We start from the raw sequence: 18,985 nt of genomic DNA, 5'->3' as shown, positions 1-18,985 counted from the left end.
GCTCAGTAAAGGAAGAACGGAGCGGTCGGGTTGGTCGCCCGGCTGCCCGCCGGAACGTCGAGCACCTGTTCGCGCTTGACGAAGTCGAACGGGTTGTTCCGCCAGGCCGCCCCGTCCGTCTCGAACATGAACGAGAACGCGGCCAGGCCGCGGTCGCTGCCGCCCGGGTAGCCGGCGAGCTGGGTGACCGGGGCGCCGATCTCCACCGCCAGCGGGGTCTCCCAGACGCCGTCGACGCTGAGCTGGTGGATCGCCGAGCGCCGGTCCGCCTCGTTGCCGGCCAGCGCCAGTTCGTTCTGCGCCACCCAGTCCACCACCGTCACGCCGGTGAGCAGCGTGGTCACCCGGCGGGGCTGTCCCAGGCGCACCACGCCACCGTCGACGCTCACCGCGGCGACGTAGAGCGCGCCACCGCTGACCAGGGCGATCCGGTGGCCTTCGAGGGAGCCGGAGACGGCGGTCACCGGGCCGGGGACGGACAGCGGGATCTCACTCATCCCGCCCACCCCGTCGAACCGGTAGAGCCGCCCGTCGGCCGCCACCAGACCACCCGGCCGGGCCTTGTTCAGCGACCGCAGCCACGTCGGACGGCTCATCGCGCGGAACGTACGGTCGCTCGCCGTGAGCGTGGCCACCGGCTCCGCGCCGGCGCCCACCTTGAGCCGCTTGCGGTTGTCCGTCCCGGTCACCACGAGCGCGGCCAGCACCTGGTCCTCGGCGCGGGCGAGCGCGGCGGAGACCACGTTGCGGTTCTCCTCCGCCGGCAGCGGCACGGCGGCCCGCGGCTCGTTGCCGAAGGCCAGCGGGCGTACGGCCCCGTCGTAGACGCCCAGCCGCATCGGGTTCGCCCCACGCGGGTACGCGGCGGCCGAGACGCGCTCCCGCTGAAGGTCGACGGTCAGCCGCTTCTGGTTCTGGATCTTGAGGTCGACCGTGCCGTCCAGGTCCGACAGCGACCAGGCCAACTGGGTGCCGAGCCGGTTCAGTCGCTGCTCGTTGGCCCCGGGCATGTTCAGGTTGATCTCCCAGTGCCCGTTCGTCCCGGTCGCGTTGTTGATCAACTGGGTGCCCTCGGGCAGCCCGGTCACCCCGGCGGCCAGCCAGTCCGAGGGGCGGTCCGCCAGCCACCTCATCACCTCGGTGATCCACCGCTCGGTCGGCGCCGCGGAGAGCAGATAGCGCTGGTCCGGCACCAGCCGGGTCTGGTCCGAGTTCCAGAAGTAGACGGTGCGGGCCTGGTAGTACTCGCGCATCGCCGAGTCGCTCGCCAGCAGCACGTTCGGCGCCTCGGTGATCAGCAGTCCGGTCCCGGCCGGCTCGGCCCGGCGCAGCTCGAAGACGTACTGCGTGTCGCTGGCCACCGGCGGGCCGAGCGTGCCGTCGGCCCGCAGCACGCCGACCTGCTGCACCTTGAGCGTCACGGTGCTGGTGCCCTGGTTGTTCGGCGGCGTGCTCTCCGGCTTCTCCCGCAGCCGCACCACTGTCAGCTCGACCTCGCTGGTCTGCGGCCTGCCCGGGAGCAGGTCGCGGGACTCCTCGGCGAGAAACTTGCGGGCCCGGGCGTACGCCTGGTCGCGTTCCCCGGCCGCCGCCGCCCGCAGGTAGTTCTCGATGAACGGCACCGGCTCGCTGCTGTCGGCCGGTTCGGGCGGCCGGGCCGCGCTGCCGTTGAGCGCCCCGCCCTGCGCGGCCGGCACCGACCCGTCGACCTGGACGTCGGTCTCACCCGGGATGCCGCAGCCGACGAGCGCGGCCGGAAGCAGGGCGCCGGCCAGCAGCAGGGCCAGGGCGCGGCGGCTCACGGCCGGACCTCCGCCCGGTCGCCGTCGGCGGCGGGTTCCACGCTCAGCGCCCCGGCGCCGGCACCCGGGCCGATGGCGAGCAGGCCGCCGTCGCGGGGACCACCGAACGGCACCGTGGCGTCGGCCGGCACCAGCCGCAGCGGGGAGGTGGTGAGCCGGTCCCCGGCCCGGGCCGGCAGCGTGAGCCGGAACTGGGCGCCCTGGCCGGGCGCGCCCCACGCCTCCAGCCAGCCGCCGTGCAGGCGGGCGTCCTCCAGGCTGATCGACAGGCCGAGCCCGGTGCCGCCGGTCTGCCGGGCACGCGACGGGTCGGCCCGCCAGAAGCGGTTGAACACCAGCTTCTCCTCCCCCGGCTTGAGGCCGACGCCGTGGTCGCGCACGGTGATCGCCACCGCGCTGCGGTCCTGACCCAGGGTGATCCGTACCGGTTTGGCCTCGCCGTGCTCGACCGCGTTGCCGACGAGGTTGCGCAGCACCCGCTCGACGCGCCGGGGGTCGACCTCGGCGATCACCGGAGTGTCCGGCAGGTCCAGCTCGATCGTGACCCCGACCCGCTCGGCCAGCCCGGCCAGCCGCTCGGTCACGCGGTGCACCACCGGCACCAGGTCGGTGGGCTCGCTGTCCAGCACCGCGAAACCGGCGTCGAACCGGCTGATCTCCAGCAGGTCGGTGAGCAGTTCCTCGAACCGGTCCAGCTCGGCCTGGAGCAGCTCGGCGCTGCGGGCCACCGCCGGGTCGAACTCGTCCCGCTCGGCGAAGATCAGATCGGCGGCCATCCGGACCGTGGTCAACGGCGTGCGCAGCTCGTGCGAGACGTCGGAGGTGAACCGGCGTTGCAGCCGGGACATCTCCTCCAGGCGGAGGATCTGCCGTTGCAGGTTCGTCGCCATCTGGTTGAACGAGGCGGCCAGCAGGGCGAGGTCGTCCTCGCCGGAGACCACCATGCGCTGATCGAGCAGGCCGGCGGAGAGCCGCTGCGCGGTGCGCGCGGCCACCCGTACCGGGGTCACCACCAGGCGGGTGACCAGGGCGGCGAGCAGGCCGAGCAGGAGCACGAGCGCGACGCCGGTGGCTACCACCGCGGCCCGGGCGTCGGCCGCCGTCGCGTCCTGCCGGGCCAGGGGTACGAGGTAGTAGAGCTCGACCTGCCCGAACTTGGTGGGCACCGGGGAGCCGTAGACCAGGTATTTGGTGCGCTCGCCGCCGAGCGAGCCGGTGCGGATCTGGTGGGCGACCTTGCCGGAGGCCACGGTGGCCCGCAGCTCGTCGCCGATCACCGTGCCCACCGGCACCTCGGGCGTGGTACGCGGCTCGATGAACTCGGCGAAGTTGTCGGCGGTGATCGCCACCACGACGCCGCTGGTCTGCGTCGGGTCGCCACCGGCCAGGTAGTTCACGGTGCCGTCGATGGTGTTCTGGAGCTGCGCCTCCTGCGGCTGGCTGTAGAGGTTGAACTGCTTGGCCGCGTACTCGCTGCCGTTGCTCAGCCGCAGCCGCACGTCCGTCTCGGCGTTCTCCAGCAGGATGTTGGTGATCTTGTCAGCGATCAGGTAGGCGAAACCGCCCACCAGGAGACTCGACGTCACCAGCGTGATGGTGACCACACGGACCTGGAGCGACCGCCGCCAGGCCTGGTGCACCGCGGCCACCAGCCGGGCGACCCGGCCGCTCAGGGCGAGCCAGAGCGCCCGCACGGCGTGGAACCGGCGGGTCTCGGGGGTCGGCGTGTCCGGCAGCGGGGTGGTCACCACAGTGCTGACCAGGCTATCCGGTACCCGCCTTGTAACCCACGCCCCGCACGGTCAGGATGATTTCGGGTCGCTCCGGATCCGGCTCGATCTTGGCGCGCAGCCGCTGCACGTGCACGTTCACCAGGCGGGTGTCGGCGGCGTGGCGGTAGCCCCAGACCTGCTCCAGCAGCACCTCGCGGGTGAAGACCTGACGCGGCTTGCGGGCGAGCGCGACCAGCAGGTCGAACTCCAGCGGTGTCAGCTTCACCTCGTCGCCGTCGCGGCTGACCGTGTGGGCCGGCACGTCGATGGTGATCTGGTTGCCGGGCGGCCCGATCGTCAGCATCTCCGGGGCCACGTCCTCGCCCCGGCGCAACCGGGCCCGCATCCGGGCCACCAGCTCCTTGGGCTTGAACGGCTTGACCACGTAGTCGTCGGCCCCGGACTCCAGGCCGAGCACCACGTCGACGGTGTCGCTCTTGGCGGTCAGCATCACGATCGGCACGCCGGACTCGCCCCGGATGGCGCGGGCCACGTCGATGCCGCTCATGCCGGGGAGCATCAGGTCGAGCAGGACGATGTCGGGTCGGTTGTCGCGGAAGGCCGCCAACGCCCGTTCGCCGTCCGCGACGAAGGACGGCACGAAGCCCTCGCTGCGCAGCACGATGCCGAGCATCTCGGCGAGGGCGGGGTCGTCGTCGACCACGAGTACCCGGGCTCTCATGGGGTTTATCGTTCCATCCCCGTTCGTCTGGAGGGTTCGGCGTCTCCACGGCACGGTAGCGCCGAGCGGGCCCGCGCACCACAGCAGTCGGCGTGGCCGCCCAGCGTGGCGCGTCGAGGCGGACGGGTCCACCGGATGCGGACCCGCCGTGCAACCATGATCCCTCGGGCGCCGCGCCGCCCGCCACCTCCGCCCTGCATGCCCAGGAGTACGCGTGCCCGACGCCGGCCCGACCGCGGTGCTGCCGCGCCGTCCGCTGACCGTCGGCGAACTGCTCGACGCGGCAGTTCTGCTGCTGCGCGACCACGCCCGGGTGCTCGTCCCGCTCGCCCTCCTGCTGGCCCTCGCCGAGCAGGCGGTGCTGCACCCGCTGCGGCTGCTGGCCGAGGCCGACCCGCCCCAGTGGTGGCCGGCGGACACCGGTGACTCGCTGCCCTGGTACTGGCTGCTGCTGGCGACCGGCGCCGGCACCGAGGCGGCCATTATCGCGCTGCTGGGCGGCCCGGCCGCGCGCGGCGCCGGCGCGGCCCTGCTGGGACGCCGTCCCGGGCCGGCCGAGCTGCTGCGTGGCTCCCGCCCCGGCGTAGCGGTGCTGGCCGCCGTCGTGATCGGCCCCGTCGTCGCGCTCGCCGCCCTGACCGGGCCGGGCTGGTTCCTGGCGTACGGGCTGCTCGGCCTGGTGGTGCCGGTGCTGGTGCTGGACGGGGTGCCCGGACACCGGGCGCCGTGGCGGGCGATCCGCCTGGCGGGCCGGGTGAGCGCGCGGGCCGCCGCCGTCCGGCTGCTCGGCTATCTGGGCTGGTTGCTGATCCGGCTCGGCATCGGGCTGGGCGTCTACCACGGTCTCGGCATGCTCGGCCTGTTCGACGTGTCCGCCTGGGCGCTGCCGGTGACGGTCGCCGCCTTCGCCGCTGTGAACGCGCTGGCGTACCCGGCGCTGGCCTGCCTGGACGCGGTGCTGCACCTGGAGACCCGGATCCGCACCGAAGGGCTGGACATCCGGCTCTCGCGGGCGCCGGCCGGCGTACCGGAACCGGCCCTGCTGGCGGCGCAGCGGTGAGCCGGTGGTGGACCGAGACGGTGGCGGCCCTCGGTGACCTGCTGCCGCTGCCGCTGGCCGCGCTGATTCTGCTGGCGGTCGCGCTGCTCACCGCCCTGGCCTGGTACTTCTTCCCGGCCTGGGTGCCCCGGCGGCTGCCCCGGTTCAGGCTGCCCCGGCTGCGCCGGCCACGCCTGCCACGGCTGCGGCTGCCCCGCCTGCGCCGGCCGGCGCGCCGCCGCTCCGACCCGCCGCCGGTACGGGTGCCCGCGCCCCGGACCCCGGACGCCGTCCCGGCCGACGCGCCCGGGCTGGCCGATCGGCTCGCGGCCGAGGGCCGGTACGCCGAGGCGGTCCGGGAACGGCTGCGCGAGATGGTCCGGCTCCTGGTCGTGCGGCACGTCGTGGAGCCCCGCCCCGGGCTCACAGTCGTCGAGCTGACCGAGGCGGCGGCCCGCGCCCGGCCGCAGGTGCGGCCGACGCTGCACACCGCCGGGGCGATCTTCTCCGACCTCTGGTACGCCCAGCGCCCCGCCACCGCCGCGCACGACCGTCGGATGCGCGAACTCGCCGCCGACCTGCGTCGCGAGCTGACCGGGGAGGAGCCGCGATGACCGCCACCACAGTGACCTCGGCGGACACGGCCACCGCGGCGGCGCCGCGCCGTCGGTGGCACCGGCTGGTCGTCCCGCTCGGGCTGGCCGTGCTGCTGATCGTGACCACGCTCGTGCTGCACGCCGTCGACCGGCCCGACACCGACGAGCCCGGCTTCCTCTCCCCGGTCGCCACCGACGACGACGGCGGCAGCCGGCTCGCCGAGGCGCTGCGCGCGCAGGGCGTGTCGCTGCGCCGGGAGACGACGTTCGACGGGATGCTGCAAACCGCCGGCATCGCGCCCAGCACCGTCTTCCTGCCCGCGCCCGGACTGGTGCACCCGGACCTCGTCGACCGCCTGACCGCCCTGCCCCCGGGCAGCCGTCTGGTGCTTGTCGAGCCCTCGCCGCGGGTGCTCGCCGAACTGGACGCGCCGGCCGAGGCGGCCACCCGGCGCTGGGCCGCGCGGGCCGTGCCGCCGGACGCGGACGGCACGCCGTGCCCGCTGCCCGAGGCGGTCCGGGCCGGCGCCGCCGCGATCGACCTGCAGCGCTACGCCGGGCCGCCCGAGGTCGACCACTGCTACGGCGGCGCGCTGCTGCGCGCCCCCGGCCGGGTCGAGATGGTGCTGGCCGGCGCCAGCGACCCGTTCCGCAACGACCGGATCGACGAGTGGGGAAACGAAGTCCTCGCCACCGGCCTGCTCGGCGGGAACCGCCCGCTCGTCTGGCTCGACCTGCCCGAGCCGGTACCGGCCCCGACCCGCCCGAGCTGGTCCCCGGAACCCTTCACCGAGGAGCCCGCCCAGGGCGGCGGCGACGGCCGGGCGGAACGGCCCGACCCGCCCGATCGCGCCGACCCGCCGTGGGAGAACCCGCTCTGGGGTGCCTTCCCGCCGTGGTTCTGGGCCCTCCTGGCGCAGCTCGCCCTGGCCGGGCTGCTCGTCGTGCTCTGGCGGGCCCGCCGCCTCGGGCCACCGGTGTCGGAGCCGCTGCCGGTGACCGTCCGGTCCGCCGAGACGGTACGCGGCCGGGCGCGGCTCTACCGCCGGGCGGGCGCCCGGGGCACTGTCGCCGAGACGCTGCGCGGCGCCGCGCTGGACCGGCTGCTGCCGCGGCTCAACCTGCCCCCGGACACGCCCGACGACGAGGTGGCCGCCGTGATCGCCGCGCGCGCCGGCGCCGACCCGGAACGGGTGGCCGAACTGCTCTACGGCCCCGCCCCGGAGAAGGACCGCGAGCTGCTGGAGCTGGCCCGCGAACTGGACGCCCTGACCCGTACCCTGGCCCCGCATCCGAGCGAAGGAGACACCCGGTGACCGGACCTGTCACGACCACCGCCCCGTCCGGCGCCCGCGCCGCCCTGCACCGGCTGCGCGCCGAGGTGGCCAAGGCAGTCGTCGGGCAGGACGCCGTGGTCACCGGTCTGGTGATCGCGCTGCTCTGCCGGGGGCACGTGCTGCTGGAGGGCGTACCGGGGGTGGCCAAGACGCTGCTGGTGCGGACGCTGGCCGCCGCGCTGGACCTGGACGCCAAGCGGGTGCAGTTCACCCCCGACCTGATGCCGGGTGACGTCACCGGCTCGTTGATCTTCGACCAGCGCACCGCCGCGTTCACGTTCCGGGAGGGGCCGGTCTTCACCAACCTGCTGCTAGCCGACGAGATCAACCGCACCCCGCCCAAGACGCAGTCGGCGCTGCTGGAGGTGATGGAGGAGCGGCAGGTCTCCGTCGAGGGCGAGCGCCGCCCGCTGCCCGACCCGTTCATCGTCGCGGCCACCCAGAACCCGGTCGAGTACGAGGGCACCTACCCGCTGCCCGAGGCGCAGCTCGACCGCTTCCTGCTCAAGCTGACGGTGCCGCTGCCGGAGCGGGAGGAGGAGCTGGGCGTGCTCCGCGCGCACCACGCCGGCTTCGACCCGCGCGACCTGCGTGCCGCCGGCGTACGCCCGGTGGCCGGCGCGGCGGACCTGGCCGCCGCCCGGGCCGAGGTGCAGAGGGTGCACGTGGCCGAGCCGGTGCTCGGCTACATCGTGGACCTGTGCCGGGGCACCCGCTCCGCCCCGGCGCTGGAGCTGGGCGCGTCGCCCCGGGGCGCCACCGCGCTGCTGAACACCGCCAAGGCGTGGTCCTGGCTGGCCGGCCGGGACCACATCACGCCGGACGACGTGAAGGCGGTGGCCCGGCCCACGCTGCGGCACCGGCTGCGGCCGCGCCCGGAGGCGGAGCTGGAGGGTGTGACGGTGGACGCGGTGCTGGACTCGGTGCTGGCCACCGTGCCGACGCCGCGATGACCTGGCGGGCGGGTCTGCTGCTCGGTGTGGGCGCGCTGACGCTGCCGTTCTGGCCGGCGCCGTTCCTCGGGATGGCCGTGCTGACCGTCGTGGTGCTGCTGCTGGTGGCGCTCGACCGGGCGATGGCCGCTCCGCCGCACGCGCTCACCGTGGTCCGCTCCGGCGACCGGACGGTGCGGCTCGGCGGCACCGCCACCGTCACGCTGCACCTGACCAACCCCACCCACCACACGCTGTACGCACAGGTGCGCGACGCCTGGGTGCCGTCGGCCGGGGCGCGCCCGGACGTGCCGCCGCAGCGCCTGCTCACCGTGCCGCCCGGCGGCAGCGCCACGCTGCCGGTCCGGCTCACCCCGACCCGGCGCGGCGACCGGCCGGCGGTGGCGCTGACCGTACGCTCGTTCGGGCCGATGCGCCTGGGTGCCCGGCAGCACGCCGGGCAGCCCGCCACACCGCCGTGGACGCTGCGGGTGCTGCCCCGGTTCGACTCCCGCCGGCACCTGCCGGAGAAGCTGGCCCGGCTGCGGGTCATTGACGGCGTGCAGGTGACCCGGGGGCGCGGCCACGGCACCGAGTTCGACACGCTGCGCGAGTACGCGGTGGGCGACGACGTCCGTTCGATCGACTGGCGGGGCAGCGCCCGTCGCGCCGACATCCTGGTCCGCACCTGGCGCCCGGAACGGGACCGGCGCCTGGTCTGCGTGCTGGACACCGGCCGCACCTCGGCGGTCCGGCTGGGCGACGAGCCCCGGCTGGACACCGCTATCGACGCGGCGCTGCTGCTCACCGCGCTCGCGGCCCGCGCCGGTGACCGGGTGGACCTGCTGGCGGCGGACACCGAGATCCGGGCCCGGGTGACCGGCAGCGGCCGTCCGGCCCTGCTCGCCCGGCTGGTCGAGGCGGTGGCGCCGCTGGAGCCGACGCTTGCCGAGACCGACTTCGAGCTGATCGCCGGCGAGGTGCTGCGCCGGGAGCGGCAGCGCAGCCTGGTGGTGCTGTTCACGGCGCTGGAGGCGGGCGCGATCGGCGAAGGACTGCTGCCGGTGCTGCCCCGGCTGGCGACCCGGCACCGGGTGGTGCTGGCCGCCGGCAGCGACCCGGTGCTGACCAGGCTCGCCACTGCCACCCCGACGGGCCCGGACGATCCGTACGCGGCTGCGTCGGCGTGGCGGGCGCTGGCCGAACGGGACCGGGTACGCGCCGCGCTGTCCCGCTACGGGGTGACGGTGGTGGACGTGCCCGCGCACCAACTCGCGCCGGCCGTCGCGGACACCTACCTGCGGCTCAAGTCCCTCGGCCAGCTCTGACCGCGCGCCGGCCGAGCACCAGCGCGTACGCGAGGAAGGCCAGCCACACCGCGGCCCCGGCGGCCACCCGGAGCGCGACCGGCAGCGGCGCCGGGGTGACGAACGCCTCGACCAGCGCGGAGACCGCGAACAGGCCGACCAGACCGGCCGCCACCACGACGGCGAGCCGTCCCGCCTCGGCGACCGCCCGGCCCCGCCCGAGGTCCGCGGGCGGGGCGATCCAGGCCCAGGCGGTACGCAGTCCGACCCCGGCGGCGACGTAGATCCCGGTCAGCTCCAGCAGGCCGTGCGGCGTGATCAGGCCGAAGAAGACGTCCGCCCGGCCGTAGGCGACCATCACGCCGCCGACCACGCCGATGTTCAGCGCGTTCTGCCACAGCAGCCAGAGCACCGGCACCACGAGCACCCCGGCGGCCAGGCACTGGGCGGCCAGCCAGGCGTTGTGCGTCCACAGGTGGAACGCGAAGGTGGGCGCGGCGAACTCGGTGTAGTAGCCGGCGAAACCGGAGTCGACGAGTTCCCGGGCGGCCTCGTCGCCGACGAACGCGGCGGCGGTGTCCGGGTTTTCGGCGACGAACCAGATGAGGAACGCGGTGAGCAGGCTGAACCCGGTGGCCACGCCGCACCACCACGGCCAGGCCCGGTAGAGGGCGGCGGGCAGGTCGGCCACCAGGAACCGGCCCACCGCCGCCCAGGAGAACCGCGGACGGCCGGTGACCCGGGCCCGGGCCGCGAGGACCAGGTGGGACAGCCGGTTCACCAGCGCCGGCTCGGGCGCCCGGGCGCGCAACGCGGACAGGTGCGTGGCACTGCGCTGGTAGAGCGCCACCAACTCGTCGACCTCGGCCGCGTCGAGACGACGCCGCCCGGTCAGGTACTCCAGCCGCCGCCATTCGGCGTTGTGCTCGGCCACGTACGCGTCGAGATCCACTCGCCCTCCCCCGTTCGGCGTCCATGGTGTTCACTGTCGGGGTGCGCGCGCAACCTCCCCCACCGCCCCGATGGGCCGACGCCGGTCTGGTAAGCGGCGAGGCGGTGGAGCTGGACGTCCGGGCGGCCCGGCTGGGCTCCCGGGTGCTGGCGCTGCTGATCGACGCGGTGATCCAGCTCGTCCTGGCGCTCGTGCTCGGCGTGGTGCTGGGGATGGTGGCGCTCGCCCTGCTCGGGGACTTCCTCGACGCCGCCCTGGCCGGCGCGCTCCAGATCGTGCTCCTGGTGCTGGTGCTGATCGGCTACCCGGTGGTGATGGAACGTTTCGCCGGTGGCCGGACGGTGGGCAAGCTGGCCGTCGGGCTGCGGGTGGTCCGGGCCGACGGCGGCCCGGTGGGGGTGGGCCAGTCGCTGACCCGGGCGCTCGTCGGCGTCGCGGTGGAGTGGCCCGGACTGGTGCTGCCGCTGCTGAGCTGGGCGGCGAGCGTCACGGTGATGCTCACCGACCCGCGCGGACGCCGGCTGGGCGACCTGGTCGCCGGCACGCTCGTGGTGCACACCCGGGGCGCCGCGCTGTGGCGGCCGCTGCCGCCGACCGCGCCGCCGCTGCTGGCCTGGGCCGCCACGCTCGACCTGACCCGTCTCGACGACGGGCTGGCGCTGGCCGTCCGGCAGTACCTGGACCGGCTGCCCCAGCTCGCCGAACCGGAGCGGCTCCGGCTGGGCCGGGGGTTGTGGACGGAGGTCGCGGCGGTCACCTCGCCGCCTCCGCCGTGGGCCGCGCCGGACTGGGCGTATCTGTCGGCGGTGCTCGCCGAGCGGGGGCGACGGGCGGCGCACCGGCTGGGCCGCAGCCGGGCGGTCGCCGCCACGCTCTGGCCGGAGCTGGTCCCGGCGCCCGCCGTCGTGCCGGGTGCGGCCGGGCCGGATCCCGCCGGGCCGGGCGCGGGCCGGTTGCGGCCCGCCGCGCCGCAGGTCGCACCCGATCCGGTACGCCGCTGAGCCGGCCTCAGGAGAACAGCGCGCGCCCCCACCAGTCGGCCGCGTCGCGGAGGCCGGGCGGGCAGGCGAACAGGCCGCTGGAGACGTGCCGCAGGTACTCGTTCATCGCGTCGTTGCGGGCCAGCCGGGCCTGGATCGGCACGAACTGGCGGCGCGGGTCGCGCTGGTAGGCGATGAAGAACAGCCCGGCGTCGAGCCGGCCCAGCCCGTCGGAGCCGTCCACGAAGTTGTAGCCGCGGCGCAGCAGACGGGCGCCGTCGTTCTGGTCCGGGTGGGCCAGCCGCACGTGCGCGGTGTCGGCGATGAGCGGCTCGCCGTCGTCGCCCTTCGCGGCGAAGTCCGGCTCGTCGAACTCGTCCCGGCGGCCGAGCGGGGCGCCGCTGCCCTTGGTCCGGCCGACGATCATCTCCTGTTCGGCCAGCGGGCTGCGGTCCCACGTCTCGATCAGCATCCGGATCTTCCGGGTGACCAGGTAGGAGCCGCCGGTCATCCAGTCCGGGCCGTCGCCGGGCTGCACCCAGAGCTGGTCGCGCAGCAGGCCGGCGTCCTCGGCCTTGAGGTTGGCGGTGCCGTCCTTGAAGCCGAACAGGTTGCGCGGCGTGGCCTGGTCCCGTGACGTCGACGAGGTACGCCCGAAGCCGAGCTGCGACCAGCGGACGCTCACCACGCCCATGCCGATCCGGGCGAGGTTGCGGATGGCGTGCACCGCGACCTGCGGGTCGTTGGCGCACGCCTGGACGCAGATGTCCCCGCCGGACAGTTCCGGCTTCAGCGCGTCCCCGGCGAAGTGCGGCAGGTCGGCCAGTGCGGCCGGACGCCGGGCGGCGATGCCGAAGCGGTCCCGGCCCTGCGCGTCGCGGAACAGCGTCGGCCCGAAGCCAACGGTGAGGGTGAGCTGCGACGGGGGCAGTCCGAGCGCCTCGCCGGTGTCGTCCGGCGGGGCCTCGGGCATGCCGCCGACCGCGCCGATCACCCCGGCGTCCTTGCCGGCGGTCATCCGGGCCGCCGCGGCGGTCCATTCCTGGAGCATGGCGACCAGCCGGTCCCGGTCCTTGGTGACCACGTCGAACGCGACGAAGTGCAGCCGGTCCTGGGCCGGGGTGGTGATGCCGGCCTGGTGCTCGCCGAGGAACGGCACGGAACCGGCGGCCGATCCGGTCGCCGACGCCTCGTTCCCGCCGGCGAGCAGCGCGCCCGCGCCGCCCGCCACCCCGGCGACTCCGGCCACGCCGACGCCGGCCAGGGTGATCGCCCGGCGGCGGGAGACGCCCCGACCGGAGCGCTGCGTGTTCGGCTCGCTCGTGGCGTCACCGTCGGCCGGCCCGGTCATCGCGCGACTGCCGCCGCGACCTTGCTGACCGGCTCGGCCAGGGCGTTCACCGCGTCCGACAGCTCCTTCAGCTCGGTCTTCGTGAGCTGGGTGTGCAGCTTCCAGCCGTCGCCGGCCCGGTGCCGCCCGAGCGTGGTCTCCACGTTCGCGAACTCGCCGTCGAGCTGCTTGACCAGGTCGGGCGCGCGCTGCTCCAGGGCCGGGCGCAGCGCGGCGATCGCCGCCTTGGAGCCCTCCAGGTTGGCGTTGAAGTCCCAGAGGTCGGTGTGCGAGTAGCGCTCCTCCTCACCGGTGATCTTGCCGCTGGCGACCTCGTCGAGCAGCGCCTTGGCGCCGTTGGCGAGTTGGAGCGGGGTGAGCTTCTCGGCGTCCGCCTTGGCCACGATCGCCTTGACGTCGACCAGGAGCTGGTCGGCGATCGCGCCGTCGGAGCTCACGTCCCCGGTGGTCCAGAGGTCCTTCTCGATCCGGTGGAAGCCGGTGAACTCCATACCCTCCTCGACCACCTCCTCGCGGCCGTCGATCTTCGGGTCGAGGTCGCCGAAGCTCTCCGCGACCGGCTCGATCCGCTCCCAGTAGGTGCGGGCCACCGGGTAGAGCGCCTTGGCCTTCGCCACGTCGTTCGCCTTGACCGCCGCCACGAACTCCTCGGTCTTCGTCAGCAGCGCGGCGGTCTGGCTGCGCACGTACCGCTGGTAGCTCTCGGTGGCCTGGGTCAGCGCGGCGTCAGGGGCGACAGTCGCGGCGGTGCCGCTGACCTTCAGCGCGCCCCGGATGCCCCGGCCGCTCATCCCGGGCTTGCAGGCCGTCTCGTACGTGCCGGCGGACAGCTCGACGCGCAGCTCGCGGCTGAGCCCCGGGGCGATGTTCTCCACCTCGCCCATCACCCGGTCCCCGGCGGCGTAGACGTAGAACTCGTTGACCTTGGAGCCGTTGTTCGTCACCTTGAACGTGACCTGCCCGGCGTCGATCTCGGTGTCGCCGACCTCGCAGACGGTGTCGGTGGCCTTGACGGCGATCGGCCCGCCGCTCGTGGCGTCGGCGTCGTCACCGCCCCCGCAGCCGGCCAGTCCGGCGACGGCGAGCAGCCCGGCGGCGGCGGGCGCGACGAATCGAGTGGTACGCATCGTGCGGGTCTCCTCGGAAACGGAAGGGTCAGGCGCGGGGGGACGGAACAGCGGCGACGTCGGCCGGCGCGGCGGGCGTGTCGGCTGCGGGCTCGGCGGGCCGGGCCGGCTTCGCGGGCTGGACCGGCTTGCGCAGGAAGAGCACGAGCACCGGCACCGCGTACGCGACCCAGGCGATCAGCTCCAGCACCGTCGGCGCTGCGGTGATGTTGAACATGCCGGCGAGCAGCGCGCCGTACCAGGTGTTCGGGTCGAGCGTGGTGGAGATGTCGAAGGCCAGGTCGTTCAGGCCGGGCAGGACGCCTGCCTCCTGGAAGTCGTGCACGCCGTACTTGAGGATGCCGGCGGCCACCAGGATGAGCAGCGCCCCGGTCCAGGTGAAGAACCGGCTCAGGTTGATCCGGACCGCGCTGCGGTAGAGCAGGAATCCGATCACCACCGCGGTGGCGACGCCACCGGCCAGGGCGAGCAGCGAACCGGGCCCGGTTCCGCCGGCCACGCTCTCCGCTGCGGCGTAGAAGATGAGCGCGGTCTCCAGGCCCTCCCGGACCACCGCGAGGAACGCCATGCCGGCGACCGCCAGGGAGCCGACCGCGAGCGCGTCGGTGAGCTTGCCGCGCAGCTCGCCCGCGATGGTGCGGGCGGCCCGGCGCATCCAGAAGATCATCCAGGTCACGAAGACCACTGCGGCGATCGAGGTGACCGCCTCGAACATCTCGCGCGACTCGTACGTACGCAGCAGCGAGGTCGAGGTGTACTGGATCAGGGAGCCGAAGCCGACGGAGAGCGCCACGGCCAGGCCGACGCCGGCCCAGACCTGCGGCAGCCGGTCCCGCCGCTGCGACTTCACGAGGAACGCGACGAGGATGCTGACCACAAGTGTCGCTTCCAGACCTTCGCGCAGGCCGATCAGGTACGTGGCGAACATCAGCTGCTCCGTCGTCGCTAACTTAGGGCAGGCATACCTTCCTCCTGTTCACAGCAAACGTCAAGCTGATCGCTGTAACGTCACCCGGTTCGGCACTTGCCGGCTGCTCCCGTACGCGAAAAGGGACCGGGACGGCCGCGCGGCGGCCGACCCCGGTCCCTTCCGGAGCGTGAACTCAGTAGCGGTAGTGGTCGGGCTTGAACGGGCCCTCCGTGGAGACGCCCAGGTAGGCGGCCTGCTCCTTGGTGAGCGTGGTCAGCTTCGCGCCGAGCGCGTCCAGGTGCAGCCGGGCGACCTTCTCGTCCAGGTGCTTGGGCAGCACGTAGACGCCGATCGGGTACTCGTCGGGCTTGGTGAACAGCTCGATCTGGGCGATCGTCTGGTTGGCGAACGAGTTCGACATCACGAAGCTCGGGTGGCCGGTGGCGTTGCCCAGGTTCAGCAGGCGGCCCTCGGAGAGCACGATGATCGCGTGGCCGTCGTCGAAGCGCCACACGTCGACCTGCGGCTTGATGTTCTCCCGGGTCACGTCGCCGCGCTTGGCCAGGCCGGCCATGTCGATCTCGTTGTCGAAGTGGCCGATGTTGCCGACGATGGCCTGGTGCTTCATCCGGGCCATGTGCTCGTTGGTGATGACGTCGAAGCAGCCGGTCGCGGTAATGAAGATGTCGGCCTGCTCCACCACGTCGTCGAGCGTGGCGACCTGGTAGCCGTCCATCGCCGCCTGCAGCGCGCAGATCGGGTCGACCTCGGTCACCACGACCCGGGCGCCCTGGCCGCGCAGCGACTCGGCGCAGCCCTTGCCCACGTCGCCGTAGCCCATGACCACTGCCATCTTGCCGCCGATCAGCACGTCGGTGGCCCGGTTGATGCCGTCGATGAGCGAGTGGCGGCAGCCGTACTTGTTGTCGAACTTGCTCTTCGTGACCGAGTCGTTGACGTTGATGGCCGGGAAGCGCAGCGTGCCGGCGCGGTGCATCTCGTAGAGCCGGTGCACGCCGGTGGTGGTCTCCTCGGTGACGCCCTTGATGCCGGCGGCGATCCGGGTCCAGCGCTGGTTGTCCTCGGCCAGCGAGCGGTGCAGCAGTTCGAGGATGACCGCGTACTCCTCGGAGTCGGCGGACTCGACCGGCGGCACGGCGCCGGCCTTCTCGAACTCGGCGCCCTTGTGGACGAGCAGGGTGGCGTCGCCGCCGTCGTCCAGGATCATGTTCGGGCCCTGCCCGTCCGGCCAGGCGAGCACCTGCTCGGTACACCACCAGTACTCCGGCAGCGTCTCGCCCTTCCAGGCGTAGACCGGCACACCGGCCGGGGCCTCCGGGGTGCCCTCGGGGCCGACCACGATCGCCGCGGCGGCGTGGTCCTGGGTGGAGAAGATGTTGCAGGACGCCCAGCGGACCTGCGCGCCGAGCGCGACAAGGGTCTCGATCAGGACGGCGGTCTGGACGGTCATGTGCAGCGAGCCGGTGATGCGGGCGCCGGCCAGCGGCTGGGCCTCGGCGAACTCACGCCGGATCGCCATCAGGCCGGGCATCTCGTGCTCGGCGAGCCGGATCTCCTTGCGCCCGAACGCGGCGAGCGACAGATCCGCCACCTTGTAGTCGCCCTCGGCGAGGGTGCTCGGCCGAGCCTGCGACGACGCGCCGCTGGAGGCCGCGGGGAGGGTGCTGGTCATGGAAGCTCCTGTCGAACGATGTGGTGCGCAGCCTTCCACCTTACGCGCGCGCCCCGTCCGGTCGGTGCCCGGTTGACCGAGCACACAATCGGCCGGTCGGCGGACAGCGCACGGGGCGGTCGGTCATGGACGGACTTTCCATCCACGGCCCGGCCGCCCCGTGCATCCCCCCGGTTTGGTTCCCCCGCACGTCATCGGACCTTCGTCGCGACAACGCTGCGTACCCATAGGGTCACACCGCGCCAGCGAAGCGTCAAGCCATTTCGGGAAAGTCGGACTTGCGGTTATTGCCGGAGCGCTCAGCGCAGGCCACAGGTGGCGACGAACGCCTCGCCGTCCCCGCCCAGCGTCAGCGGACCGCCCGCCGCCGTCCCCACGGCGGCCTGTCCCGCGCCGAGCGTGACCACGCCCACCCCGTCGTCGACGGTGAGCTTCCCGGCCCGGCAGAGCACCACCCGCGGCCCGGGCAGCGTCAGCCGCGCCCCCGGCGAACCGGCGGCGACCTCGACCCGGTGCAGCGCGAAGTCCTCCACCGGCACCGGCCACGTCAGCACCCCGGGCGCCACCGTCTCCGGCCGCAGCACCGGCTCGGTCAGCACCTCGAACCGGAGCACCCGCACCAGCTCGTCCACGTCGACCCGCTTCGCGGTCAGCCCGCCGCGCAGCACGTTGTCGCTGGCCGCCATGATCTCCACACCGGTGCCACGCAGATAGGCGTGCAGGTTCCCGGCCGGCATCCAGATGCCCTCGCCGGGCGCCAGCCGGACGTGGTGCAACAGCAGCGCCACCACCACGCCCGGATCGTCCGGATAGCCGGCCGCCAGCGTGCGTACCAGCTCCGCGTCCGCCGGCGCCGGACCGTCGTCCGCCGCCAGCACGGCCGCCACCAGCCCGGCACGCTCCGCCCGCGGCCAGCTCAACAGCAGGCGTACCGCCTCCCGCAGCCCCGCCGGCCCGGCGCGCAACGCCGCCACCACAGGCTCCAGCGCGGGTACGCCGAACGCGGCGATCGCCGCCGCCGACTCCCCCGGGTCGCGGAAGCCGCAGAGCGCGTCGAACTCCGAGAGCGCCACCAGCAGCTCCGGCTTGTGGTACGGGTCGACGTAGTTGACCCGCCCCACGTCGGCGGCGTGCCCGGCGCGGGCCTGCTCGGCGTCCGGATGGGCCTGGAGGCTCAGCGGGGAGTCGGCGGCCAGCACCTTCAGCAGGAACGGCAGCCGGGTGCCGAACCGGCCGACCAGCCGCTCACCCAGCCAGTGGCCCGGCTCGGCCACCAGCAGCTCGGTGAGGCTGACCGGACGGCCGTCCCGCTGAACGGTGCCCGGGGCGCCCGGGTGGGCGCCCAGCCACAGCTCCGCCTCCGGCCCGTTGCTCGGCACCGGCCGCCCCTGCAACTCGGCGATCGCGGTGCGCGAGCCCCAGGCGTAGTCGCGGATCCGGCCCTGCAACAACTCCATCGGTCAGCTCCCGGGCCGCCCGGCCACCTCGTCGGCCGTATGCGCCTCACCGGTGGGCGCGGTCTCCGGGACGGCGGTCGCCGCCGCCTGCCCGGTGCCCGCCCGCTCCGCCTCCGGCGAGTAGATGTCCGGCTCCAGGTAGATCACCCGGGCCGTCGGCACCTCACGCCGGATCCGGGCCTCGACCGCGTTGATGTCGCGGGCCAGGTCCTCGGCGGTCTCCCAGGCCGGCACCGCGATCTTCGCGGCCACCATCAGCTCCTCCGGGCCCAGGTAGAGCGTCTTCATGTGGATGATCCGCTCGACCTCGGGACCACTGGTCACGGCCTGCTCGATCTTGGCCAGCTCGCCCTGCTCCGCGCCCTCGCCGAGCAGCAGGCTCTTGGTCTCGATCGCCAGCGTGACCGCGATGACCACGAGCAGCACACCGATCATCGCGGTACCCGCCGCGTCCCACATGCCGTTTCCGGTGATCAGCGTCATGCCGACGCCGAACAGCGCGAAGACCAGGCCGACGAGCGCGCCGAAGTCCTCCAGCAGCACCACCGGCAGCTCCGGGGCCTTGGCCCGGCGGATGAACCGCACCCAGGTCTGGTTGCCCCGAACCAGGTTGGACTCCTTGATCGCGGTACGGAAGGAGAAGCCCTCCATCACGATCGCCGCGACCAGCACCACCACCGGCACCCACTGCCAGCTGTCGATCGGGTGCGGGTCGGCCGCCTTGTGGTACGCCTCGTAGAGCGCGAACAGGCCACCGAGGCTGAACAGCACGATCGCCACGATGAACGCGTAGATGTAGCGCTCCCGGCCGTACCCGAACGGGTGCTGCGGCGTGGCCTGCCGCTTGGCCCGGCGGCCGCCGAGCAGCAGCAGGCCCTGGTTGCCCGAGTCGGCCACCGAGTGGATCGACTCGGCAAGCATCGACGAGGAGCCGGTGAGGGCGAACGCGATGAACTTGGTGACGGCGATACCGAGGTTCGCCGCCAGGGCGGCGACGATCGCCTTAGTGCCCCCGTTTGCGCTCATTCCCCGCCTCGCTCGATGCCCC

General features: G+C 73.9%; 16 protein-coding genes. 6 read left to right on the top strand and 10 right to left on the bottom strand.

The genetic code is table 11. From position 1 onward, the window contains the following. Positions 1-2 precede the first annotated feature (2 nt). From MicB006_RS05220 to mtrA, 3 genes are all read right to left on the bottom strand, one after another. Positions 3-1,802, bottom strand: a complete 1,800-nt coding sequence (locus MicB006_RS05220; protein WP_116504205.1) for an LpqB family beta-propeller domain-containing protein — start codon at positions 1,800-1,802, stop codon at positions 3-5. Continuing rightward, positions 1,799-3,496, bottom strand: coding sequence for an MtrAB system histidine kinase MtrB (gene mtrB / locus MicB006_RS05215; RefSeq protein WP_192900262.1), 1,698 nt, complete (start codon positions 3,494-3,496; stop codon positions 1,799-1,801). Before mtrB ends, MicB006_RS05220 begins: the two co-directional genes overlap by 4 nt. 70 nt (positions 3,497-3,566) lie before the next feature. Beyond that, positions 3,567-4,256 carry an MtrAB system response regulator MtrA gene (gene mtrA / locus MicB006_RS05210; protein WP_030501405.1) on the bottom strand — a complete coding sequence of 230 codons (690 nt, stop codon included), beginning with the start codon at positions 4,254-4,256 and terminating at the stop codon, positions 3,567-3,569. 214 nt (positions 4,257-4,470) lie between these two features. Here mtrA and MicB006_RS05205 point away from each other — a divergent pair, with 214 nt between their 5' ends. The 5 genes from MicB006_RS05205 to MicB006_RS05185 are packed head-to-tail and all read left to right on the top strand — an operon-like array spanning position 4,471 to position 9,488. Further along, positions 4,471-5,316, top strand: a complete 846-nt coding sequence (locus tag MicB006_RS05205; RefSeq protein WP_116504204.1) for a hypothetical protein — start codon at positions 4,471-4,473, stop codon at positions 5,314-5,316. After that, positions 5,313-5,909 (top strand): DUF4129 domain-containing protein, encoded by a 597-nt coding sequence (locus MicB006_RS05200; RefSeq protein WP_116504202.1) that lies wholly within the window; start codon positions 5,313-5,315, stop codon positions 5,907-5,909. Before MicB006_RS05205 ends, MicB006_RS05200 begins: the two co-directional genes overlap by 4 nt. Then, positions 5,906-7,207, top strand: a complete 1,302-nt coding sequence (locus MicB006_RS05195) for a DUF4350 domain-containing protein (protein WP_116504200.1) — start codon at positions 5,906-5,908, stop codon at positions 7,205-7,207. Before MicB006_RS05200 ends, MicB006_RS05195 begins: the two co-directional genes overlap by 4 nt. Then, positions 7,204-8,181: a MoxR family ATPase gene (locus MicB006_RS05190; protein ID WP_116504198.1), complete on the top strand. Its 978-nt coding sequence runs from the start codon at positions 7,204-7,206 to the stop codon at positions 8,179-8,181. Before MicB006_RS05195 ends, MicB006_RS05190 begins: the two co-directional genes overlap by 4 nt. Next, entirely contained in the window at positions 8,178-9,488 is a 1,311-nt protein-coding gene (locus MicB006_RS05185) for a DUF58 domain-containing protein (protein WP_116504196.1), read from the top strand. The genes MicB006_RS05190 and MicB006_RS05185 overlap by 4 nt, the downstream gene beginning before the upstream one ends. Here the strand turns inward: MicB006_RS05185 and MicB006_RS05180 are convergent. Further along, complete coding sequence (locus tag MicB006_RS05180; RefSeq protein WP_073824680.1) at positions 9,466-10,419, bottom strand: stage II sporulation protein M; 954 nt, start codon at positions 10,417-10,419, stop codon at positions 9,466-9,468. The genes MicB006_RS05185 and MicB006_RS05180 overlap by 23 nt on opposite strands. 41 nt (positions 10,420-10,460) lie before the next feature. On the opposite strand from MicB006_RS05180, the gene MicB006_RS05175 reads away from it, so the two are divergent. Further along, positions 10,461-11,420 (top strand): RDD family protein, encoded by a 960-nt coding sequence (locus MicB006_RS05175; RefSeq protein WP_225980646.1) that lies wholly within the window; start codon positions 10,461-10,463, stop codon positions 11,418-11,420. 7 nt (positions 11,421-11,427) lie between these two features. Here MicB006_RS05175 and efeB read toward each other — a convergent pair whose 3' ends face one another. From efeB to MicB006_RS05145, 6 genes are all read right to left on the bottom strand, one after another. Beyond that, positions 11,428-12,750, bottom strand: coding sequence for an iron uptake transporter deferrochelatase/peroxidase subunit (gene efeB / locus MicB006_RS05170; protein ID WP_116504192.1), 1,323 nt, complete (start codon positions 12,748-12,750; stop codon positions 11,428-11,430). After that, the gene (gene efeO, locus MicB006_RS05165; protein WP_116504190.1) at positions 12,747-13,877 is read right to left on the bottom strand and encodes an iron uptake system protein EfeO; all 1,131 of its coding nucleotides are present in this window, start codon (positions 13,875-13,877) and stop codon (positions 12,747-12,749) included. The genes efeB and efeO overlap by 4 nt, the downstream gene beginning before the upstream one ends. A gap of 28 nt (positions 13,878-13,905) precedes the next feature. Beyond that, positions 13,906-14,805 carry an iron uptake transporter permease EfeU gene (efeU, locus tag MicB006_RS05160; protein ID WP_116504188.1) on the bottom strand — a complete coding sequence of 300 codons (900 nt, stop codon included), beginning with the start codon at positions 14,803-14,805 and terminating at the stop codon, positions 13,906-13,908. A 175-nt stretch (positions 14,806-14,980) separates the two neighbouring features. Beyond that, positions 14,981-16,480: an adenosylhomocysteinase gene (gene ahcY, locus MicB006_RS05155; protein WP_116504186.1), complete on the bottom strand. Its 1,500-nt coding sequence runs from the start codon at positions 16,478-16,480 to the stop codon at positions 14,981-14,983. Between the two features lie 299 nt (positions 16,481-16,779). Continuing rightward, the gene (manA, locus tag MicB006_RS05150) at positions 16,780-17,937 is read right to left on the bottom strand and encodes a mannose-6-phosphate isomerase, class I (protein WP_116504185.1); all 1,158 of its coding nucleotides are present in this window, start codon (positions 17,935-17,937) and stop codon (positions 16,780-16,782) included. 3 nt (positions 17,938-17,940) lie between these two features. After that, the gene (locus MicB006_RS05145; protein ID WP_116504183.1) at positions 17,941-18,963 is read right to left on the bottom strand and encodes a cation diffusion facilitator family transporter; all 1,023 of its coding nucleotides are present in this window, start codon (positions 18,961-18,963) and stop codon (positions 17,941-17,943) included. Positions 18,964-18,985: the final 22 nt, after the last annotated feature.

Source organism: Micromonospora sp. B006 (genome assembly GCF_003408515.1).
In the GTDB taxonomy this organism is placed as follows: Bacteria; Actinomycetota; Actinomycetes; order Mycobacteriales; family Micromonosporaceae; genus Micromonospora; species Micromonospora echinospora_A.
This window is presented reverse-complemented; position numbering and strand designations above follow the sequence as displayed.

Coding starts and splice junctions, on each gene's coding strand:
- mtrA (WP_030501405.1), bottom strand. CDS start 4,256: ATGAGAGCCCGGGTACTCGTGGTCGACGACGACCCCGCCCTCGCCGAG.
- MicB006_RS05195 (WP_116504200.1), top strand. CDS start 5,906: ATGACCGCCACCACAGTGACCTCGGCGGACACGGCCACCGCGGCGGCG.
- MicB006_RS05185 (WP_116504196.1), top strand. CDS start 8,178: ATGACCTGGCGGGCGGGTCTGCTGCTCGGTGTGGGCGCGCTGACGCTG.
- efeB (WP_116504192.1), bottom strand. CDS start 12,750: ATGACCGGGCCGGCCGACGGTGACGCCACGAGCGAGCCGAACACGCAG.
- efeO (WP_116504190.1), bottom strand. CDS start 13,877: ATGCGTACCACTCGATTCGTCGCGCCCGCCGCCGCCGGGCTGCTCGCC.
- efeU (WP_116504188.1), bottom strand. CDS start 14,805: ATGTTCGCCACGTACCTGATCGGCCTGCGCGAAGGTCTGGAAGCGACA.
- ahcY (WP_116504186.1), bottom strand. CDS start 16,480: ATGACCAGCACCCTCCCCGCGGCCTCCAGCGGCGCGTCGTCGCAGGCT.
- manA (WP_116504185.1), bottom strand. CDS start 17,937: ATGGAGTTGTTGCAGGGCCGGATCCGCGACTACGCCTGGGGCTCGCGC.
- MicB006_RS05145 (WP_116504183.1), bottom strand. CDS start 18,963: ATGAGCGCAAACGGGGGCACTAAGGCGATCGTCGCCGCCCTGGCGGCG.